Origin of the sequence: Microcystis sp. M53602_WE12, assembly GCF_030065455.1 — a bacterium.
Classification (GTDB): domain Bacteria; phylum Cyanobacteriota; class Cyanobacteriia; order Cyanobacteriales; family Microcystaceae; genus Microcystis; species Microcystis aeruginosa.
Window position 1 is genome coordinate 1 of sequence record NZ_JASJFB010000457.1, and the last position, 1,616, is coordinate 1,616.

Annotated in this window: 1 protein-coding gene; it reads right to left on the minus strand. The window is 50.2% G+C overall.

From position 1 onward, the window contains the following. Nucleotides 1-1,061, minus strand: a 1,061-nt coding sequence (locus PX482_RS15285; RefSeq protein WP_288122635.1) for a formylglycine-generating enzyme family protein, incomplete at its 3' end; no start/stop codon positions are given. Between the last annotated feature and the right edge of the window lie 555 nt (nucleotides 1,062-1,616).

Sequence of the window (1,616 nt, forward strand, 5' to 3'; positions counted from 1 at the left end):
CTATCGGCCATGACTCGTAAACCCAAGACACTGTGGTGTTGATCGGGAAGGCAAAAGGTGCGATTGGCACTGCGTAGGTGCCTAGCTTCATCGCCCCAACTGCCCCCTCGCACTAAACGGGCGGAACGATAACGGGGCTGCAAGCGAGTATCCCTGTCTAACCAAGCACTACCATCCAGGGGCGGGGTTCCCTCGTAATTCCGGTGCCAGCTATCGGCGCACCATTCGCCCACGTTGCCGTGCATATCGTAGAGACCGAAATTATTGGGGGCGAAACTGCCCACCGGGGTAGTCCTAGCCAGATAGGCGCCGGCTGGTTCTTCCGCGTAGGGATCATAGACGGCAAAGTAATTGGCGCGCTCGCTGGTGAGGGTTTCCCCGCAGTAAAAGGGGGTGGTTGTACCGGCGCGACAGGCGTATTCCCAGCGTGATTCACTCGCTAGTCGGTAATCTTTGCCGGTGGATCGGGAGAGTCTTTGACAAAATTCGATCGCCTCGTACCAGGAGACTCTTTCAACAGGCAAGTTATCGCCTTGGAAAAAGGAGGGCGCCGGGTTGAGTTCGAGATTAATTTTGGGTAGTTGGGCGATCGCTCGCCATTGTGCTTGGGTGATCGGGTATTTGCTCAGAAAAAAGGCCGCCGTCGTCAGGGAATTTTCTGGTTTTTCACTGCTAGTATGATCGCCTCTTTCTTCATTTTTCGAGCCGCGTCGAAAACTGCCCCCCGGAATGGCTACCATTTCTAGTTCGCTGCCGTTGCCTAGGGGTTCGCGCCAGGAGCGAGCGCTACCCTGACGGCGATCGATAATTTGCCCTCGACGATCAACGGTAACTGTTTCAAAGCTATATTCTGTCCACTGGAGATTTTGCGAATTTACTGGGCGAATTTGCCGCAAAAATTCCTCTATTGCCTCTATATTCTCGGCACTAGCTTGGTTTTGGTCGGCAGAATAACTGAGCCGAGAGGAGAGAAGGGTAGCTAGTCCGGCACTTCCTCCGGCTAGGGCCGCTAATTTCAGCAAACTACGTCGGTTTAAGAGGGGATTAGGGGGATAGTTCATATTTTTAGGAGACTGGTCTGATATTTAGGCATTTCTAAGTAAGTAGTTATAATTAAATTGAAGATAGATTTTGGGTTCGATCCCCCCTGCCCCCCTTGATAAGGGGGGTGCCGATAGGCGGGGGGATCCCTCCTGCCCCCCTTGATAAGGGGGGTGTCTGACAACTTTTAACACCTACCTACTTAGGGTTTGCTGAAAAAGTTTTTCCTGGGGGTAGGAGTCAGTAGCCGGTCGTCAGGAGTCGGTCGTTTCAGGCTTTGTTGCCCTCTTTTTTTGTACCAGTTTATGTACTACGAAGAGAATAATGCAAGGTTTTTGAATGTCCCAATCCTATTTTCTTGCACTAACATCAGATTTTAACAGGTCAAAAGCCTTATTTTCAAAGGGTTTTACCATTATTCAGCAAGTCCTACTTAATCTTGATAGAAACGACTTTTTACTAAACAATAGGCTCTTTCATCGCCGTCACGACTGGCGGGATCGGAGTTTTCGGTATTACCTACTGTTATATAATCGCAAATTTCCCAGCCGGTTCGCTGTAAAATTCGGCGTAAC